The sequence below is a fragment of the Devosia sp. 63-57 genome (assembly GCF_001899045.1).
Classification (GTDB): Bacteria; Pseudomonadota; Alphaproteobacteria; order Rhizobiales; family Devosiaceae; genus Devosia; species Devosia equisanguinis.
Genome location: NZ_MKUY01000005.1, coordinates 2,312,420 through 2,318,419 on the forward strand (window position 1 = coordinate 2,312,420; position 6,000 = coordinate 2,318,419).

Sequence of the window (6,000 nt, forward strand, 5' to 3'; positions counted from 1 at the left end):
ACAGATGGATGAAGACGCATCCGCACTCGGGCGCTGGAACTGATGCAGGCAGCATCTGCGCACCAATGCCCCACCGGGCTCGCCGATCAGGGGAAAACAGTAGTTTGTCCCTGGTCTTCAAGTCATACCGGCGGCGCGGACCATAGCGCAAAGCCCTTGCCTGTCAACGGTCTCGGGCGATTTGACTGCTATTGCGGTTAAGCGCAGCATCGAAATCGCTAGATATCGAGGTCAGTAACGAAGGCCGCGTTCTCCTGGATGAACTCGAAGCGGGCTTCTGGCTTAGTGCCCATCAGCCGGTCGACTGTTGTCTTGGTGGCGTCGCGATCATCCAAAATCTTGACTTGCAGCAGGGTGCGCGTGACCGGCGACATGGTGGTTTCGCGCAAATGTGCGAACGGCATTTCGCCCAGACCTTTGAAGCGTGTGATGTCGACCTTGCCCTTGCCGGTGAATTCGGTCGCCATCAACTCGTCTTTGTGTGCGTCATCACGCGCATAAAGCGTCTTGCCGCCCTGGCTGATGCGGTAGAGCGGCGGCATGGCCAGGTAGAGGTGGCCATTTTCGATCAGGCGCGGCATTTCCTGGAAGAAGAAAGTGATCAGCAGCGACGCAATATGGGCACCGTCGACGTCGGCGTCCGTCATGATGATGATCTTGTCATACCGCAGATCGTCTTCGGCATAGCGGTCACGCGTCCCGCAGCCGAGCGCCTGGATCAGGTCGGAGATCAGCTGGTTCGCAGCCAGCTTGTCGCGACTGGCGCCTGCTACGTTGAGGATTTTGCCGCGCAACGGCAGCACCGCCTGATTGGAGCGATTGCGCGCCTGCTTGGCCGATCCACCTGCCGAGTCGCCCTCGACGATGAAGATCTCCGCGCCCTGGGCGGCATTTTGCGTACAGTCGGCCAGCTTGCCCGGCAGCCGCAGCTTTCGCGTGGCGCTGGCGCGATCGATTTCCTTTTCCTTGCGGCGGCGCAGGCGCTCCTCGGCCCGCTCGACAGCCCAGTCCAGCAGCTTGCCCGCCTGTTGCGGCGAGGCCGCCAGCCAATGGTCGAATGCATCACGCAGCGCCGAGTCCACAATGCGCGTTGCTTCGCCCGAAGCCAGCTTGTCTTTGGTCTGGCCGACGAATTCGGGCTCGCGCACGAAAACAGACAGCATGGCCGAGCACGATGTCAGCACGTCCTCGGCAGTGAGGTTCGCTGCCCCCTTGTTCTTGGTCAGCTCCGCATAATTCTTGAGCCCGCGCAGCAGCGCCATGCGCAGGCCAGCCTCATGGGTACCACCATCGGGCGTCGGCACGGTGTTGCAATAGGATTGCACGCCACCATCGCCAATGGTCCAGGCAATGGCCCATTCCACCGAGCCATGGCTGCCCGGCCGGCCGCTCTTGCCCGAAAATATCTCGTCGGTGATCCGCGTCTCGCCTTCGATGCGGGCGGTCATGAAATCCTTGAGCCCATCGGGATAGTGGAACACCGCCTTGGCCGGCACGTCTTCACTGGCCAGGCTTTCGTCGCAGCTCCAGCGCAGCTCGACGCCGCCGAATAGATAGGCCTTGGCCCGGGTCATGCGGAAAATGCGGCCGGGCGAGAAATGAGCGCTGACGCCGAAAATCTGCGGATCGGGATGGAAGCGCGTCGTGGTGCCTCGACGGTTCTGCACCCTTCCGACCGGCTCGACATCATGAACGACGATGCCGCGGCTGAACTGGATGCGATAGAGCTGCTGCTCGCGCGCCACCTCGACCACCATATCGTCGGAAAGCGCATTCACCACCGAAACGCCGACGCCATGCAGGCCGCCTGAGGTTTCATAAGCCTTGGAGTCGAACTTGCCACCGGCATGCAACACGGTATGCACGATCTCAAGTGTCGACCGGTTGGGAAATTTCGGGTGCTTTTCAACCGGGATGCCACGGCCATTATCGGTAACCGTAATGTATCCGTCGGCACCCAGATGCACTTCGATGCGCGAGGCATGCCCGGCAATGGCCTCGTCCATGGAATTGTCGATCACCTCGGCGAAGAGGTGGTGATAGGCATTGGAATCTGTGCCGCCGATATACATGCCGGGCCGGCGCCGAACCGGCTCCAACCCTTCCAGAATCTCGATATCGGCGGCGCCATAAGCCTCTTGCGTCTGCGCAGGCGCGCTCGCCTTTGCCGGTGTTGGCTTTTTGGGCTGTCCCGGTTGAGGCGCGGCGCTACCGAAGAGATCTGACATGCACGTTCCATTGCTTGAGCCCGAATCGGGCAAGACCGATTCCTAGCATAACCCAGCCATTTCCGGGCACTTGACGCTTGTCCGCAATTCCCACAGCCGCGCAAGCCTCCGCGCCGTCAAGCAGAACGGTAGACGAACGTTTGACCTGAAGGGCAGGGACCTTCAGTTGCAGATGAGCAGCGCATGAGGCGGCAAGAGCACAAACCGAGCCGCCGAACTCGTGCGGGTGCGTGGTCCGGTCCCCGGATCGATACAGTTTGAGTCCCAAAACAAGGCGTTCGGTTTACGCCTCGTTTGCTTCTTGAAAGCACTTTCTTAAGTGCACCCTGATAGAAAGATGGACATACGGTTTTTGTCTGGAGTTGCCGTATGCGAGCCGATCCGACGAGTATTGCGTATCCACCGAAAGGTATCGGTTCATCACACCTCGGTCATTGGCCGGAAGCCGGAATTTTCAGTATTGCGTACCGGCTGGCCAATCTCCGCGTGTCCCGTTTGGGCACGCTTTTCGGGGTAAGCCTTGTCTTCTTTCTCGCATGAACTGGCTTGCGTTGCTTCGGCAGCGCAGCTAGTCATGTGCGTGTCCACAACGCGAACGGGGGAGGGCTGCATGACTGTATTTCACACGCATCGTCAGCGCGGACCCGTTTATGCCCTGCGGCAGATGCTGCAGGGCTGACCGGGACTGGTTCGGCACGATAGACGTTCCAACACCTTCTGGTTTGCCCTTCATGGCGGCTTGTCAATCAAGCCGCTGAGGTTTTGGCAATGGCGCCTGTCTGCGTGACGCGCCGATCCAGAAAGACTAAGCAATGGCAACCATCAGCCTTCGCAACGCTGGCCACCGCGCTGGCGAAACCTTGTTTTCCAATCTCAACCTGGTAATCGGCGATGCCGACCGCATCGGTCTCGTCGCCGCCAATGGTCGAGGCAAATCCACACTGCTGCGCGCCATGGCTGGCCTTGTCGAGCTTTCCGATGGCGAGATGACGCGCTCGCGCGGCCTGGCCATCGGCTATGTCCCCCAGGAAGTGCCGGCCGCGAGCCTCGCACTTTCCGCGCGCGACTTCATCACCCAGGGCCTCGGTGCAGCCACCGATCAGGACGAATTCTGGCGCGTCGACATGGTGCTGGAAGAATTTGCCATACCCGAACATCTACGATCTCTGCCGCTTGGACAATTGAGCGGCGGCTGGCAGCGCATGGCTTTGCTCGCGCGCGGCTGGGTGGGGCAGCCCGACATACTCCTCCTCGATGAGCCCACCAATCATCTTGATGTCGGCCGCATCCTGGCGCTCGAGACCTGGATGGACTACGCCACTCGCACTATGCCAGTGGTCATTGCTAGCCACGACCGCGCCTTTCTCGACGCCACCACCAACCGCACTTTGTTTCTGCGCCCCAGCGAGCAGGTCTATCTGCCGCTGGCCTATTCGGCCGCCCGCCAGGAGCTCGATCGCGTCGATGCTGCTGCCGAAGCGCAACGAGAGCGCGACCTCAAGCAGGTGTCGCAACTGCGCAAGCAAGCGGCCAAGCTCACCAATATCGGCATCAATTCGGGTAGCGATCTGCTGACGGTCAAATCCAAACAATTGCGGGAACGGGCAGAGAAGATCGAAGGTCAGGTCCAGTCGGTGCACAAGGAGCGCACCGGTCTCGTCAAACTCGGCAATAGTGGCGCCGATGCGCGTGTGATGATGGCGTTCGAGGCCGTTCCAGTCAGTACGCCCGATGCGCGGGCGCTCTTTACCATCGCCAAACTGCATGTCTTCCAAGGCGACCGCATCGCGCTGCTCGGTCGCAACGGCACCGGCAAGTCACAATTCATGCGGCTGGTATCCAGGGCCCTGGGCGGCGATGTGCCGCCAGGCATGCGGCTCAGCCCCCAGATTGCACCCGGCTATCTCGACCAGGACCTGAGCTGGCTACCGCTCGATCCGTCACCGCTCGATTACCTCTTACATCGCTTCGACGAAGGTGATCGGCGCACCGTCGCCCTGTTGGCCGGCGCCGGCTTCGCTCCGGATCGCCAGACCAGGCCGATCCGGACGTTGTCACTGGGCCAGCGGGCGCGTGTGGCGCTCCTGGCCCTGCGCCTGGCAGAGCCGAATTTCTATCTTCTGGACGAGCCGACCAATCACCTCGATATCGCCGGACAGGAGCAACTCGAAGCCGATATCTGCGGGCAGGGGGCCACCTGCCTTCTCGTCTCCCACGATCGGGCCTTCCTGCGTGCGGTGGCGACCCGCTACCTCATGATCGATGGCAAAAAACTGGTCGAAGTGGATAGCCCGGAGCCGTTCCTGGCACAGATGGCGGCTGACGCGTAGCTCGAGGTCAGGCCCGCGCTTGAGGCCGGATGGAATGCAACTGGATCGCGCTGTTTTCAACGCGATCCTTGCCGGCGCGCTTGGCGCGATACAGCGCCTGATCGGCGCGGTGTAGCATCTGCGCCAGCCCTTCGCCGGTATCGCGCCAATGCAGGCCAATGCTGAGCGTCACCATTTTCTCCACTGGCGGGCCCGAGCCATCAGATTGCGCCAGGGCCAAGCGAATATCATCGGCGATTGCGCGCAGCGGCGGCCGCTCCATGTCGCTATAATAAAGGGCAAACTCCTCGCCACCGATGCGTGCCGCATACAGCGCCTGGCCATGGTGCGCCAAAATCTCGGCCACGTGCCGGATGACGGCGTCGCCGGTCTGGTGCCCATAGGTGTCGTTGACCTTCTTGAAGTCGTCGATATCGGCGATCAGCAGTGCCGGCTTCTTTGCCGTTGTGAGATCGCTTTCCACCAAGGTTTCGAACCCGCGCCGATTCAGCAATCCGGTTAGATAATCGTGGTTGGCCTCAGTCTTGACCTGCTCGTAGATATCGAGCGCAATGGCCGCAAGAAACACGAAGCCGACGCCAACCGAAAGAATGGGCGTGAAGGCAACGACGGTGGCCCAATAGGTCGATTGCAGAAACGTGCCCTCGGCGCCGATATCGAGGACGTGCAGATGCGCCAGGATCGGCCGGACGATCGAGAGCAGCATTCCGAAGCACACCGCCGCCGCGATCATGTAGTCGGCCAGCGCCCAGTTCGGCTTGCGCCGCAAATGCACCAAGGTAACGAGGGAAATGGCATTGAAGCCGATCGCCATCACGTAGATGCGCCCGAGCGTTGAGGGCATCACCACCTCGAACCAGGCAAATCCCGCAACCGTGAGTGCCACCAATACTATATACATCGGCACCGGCACTCTGAGCCCGGCGCGCATGATGGTGCACACGCAAGCCAGCGTTACCGCGCTGAAAAATCCGACATTGGCAACGTAACGCGAAAAGTCGGCATTGGGTCCGATACCATAGGCCGTTGCCCAAAAGGCAATGGATGTCAGCGCGAACGCCACCGAAATCAGCCCCAGATGACGTTGTGACGTCCAGCGCAATGCCAGGGTGGCGAAAGCTCCTGCCAATAGCAACGAGAGCAAGGGGTTCATGACGGCAAAGAACTGCTGAACCATGGCGCGAATTTTCCTGCCGACATGCGCCTTTATGCGCGCCCGGATGATAAAGATGCACAGATAACCGCGACGTTAATCGCATCGCGCCATTCCGCGCGTTTTCTACCGTGCGCAGCCATTATGGCGGAACCAGACGCCGAACAGCCATCAAAACCCACATTTCGCATCAACAAAAGTTCCATAATATATATTATGCGAACCGAGAGAAGCTTCGAAACTGGTGCGTGATTTTTCATATACCGGTAGGCATGCCGAAATTTTCCCT

3 protein-coding genes are annotated in these 6,000 nt (G+C 60.4%); 1 reads left to right on the plus strand and 2 read right to left on the minus strand.

Annotated elements, in window-relative coordinates; all coding sequences use genetic code 11:
- Window positions 1-218: 218 nt before the first annotated feature.
- Window positions 219-2,228 carry a DNA topoisomerase IV subunit B gene (parE, locus tag BGO80_RS19360; protein ID WP_286722988.1) on the minus strand — a complete coding sequence of 670 codons (2,010 nt, stop codon included), beginning with the start codon at window positions 2,226-2,228 and terminating at the stop codon, window positions 219-221.
- A gap of 812 nt (window positions 2,229-3,040) precedes the next feature.
- On the opposite strand from parE, the gene BGO80_RS19365 reads away from it, so the two are divergent.
- Complete coding sequence (locus BGO80_RS19365; protein ID WP_286722989.1) at window positions 3,041-4,558, plus strand: ABC-F family ATP-binding cassette domain-containing protein; 1,518 nt, start codon at window positions 3,041-3,043, stop codon at window positions 4,556-4,558.
- A gap of 7 nt (window positions 4,559-4,565) precedes the next feature.
- Here BGO80_RS19365 and BGO80_RS19370 read toward each other — a convergent pair whose 3' ends face one another.
- A complete protein-coding gene (locus tag BGO80_RS19370; protein ID WP_126151484.1) occupies window positions 4,566-5,735 on the minus strand; it encodes a GGDEF domain-containing protein in 1,170 nt (389 codons plus the stop codon).
- Window positions 5,736-6,000: the final 265 nt, after the last annotated feature.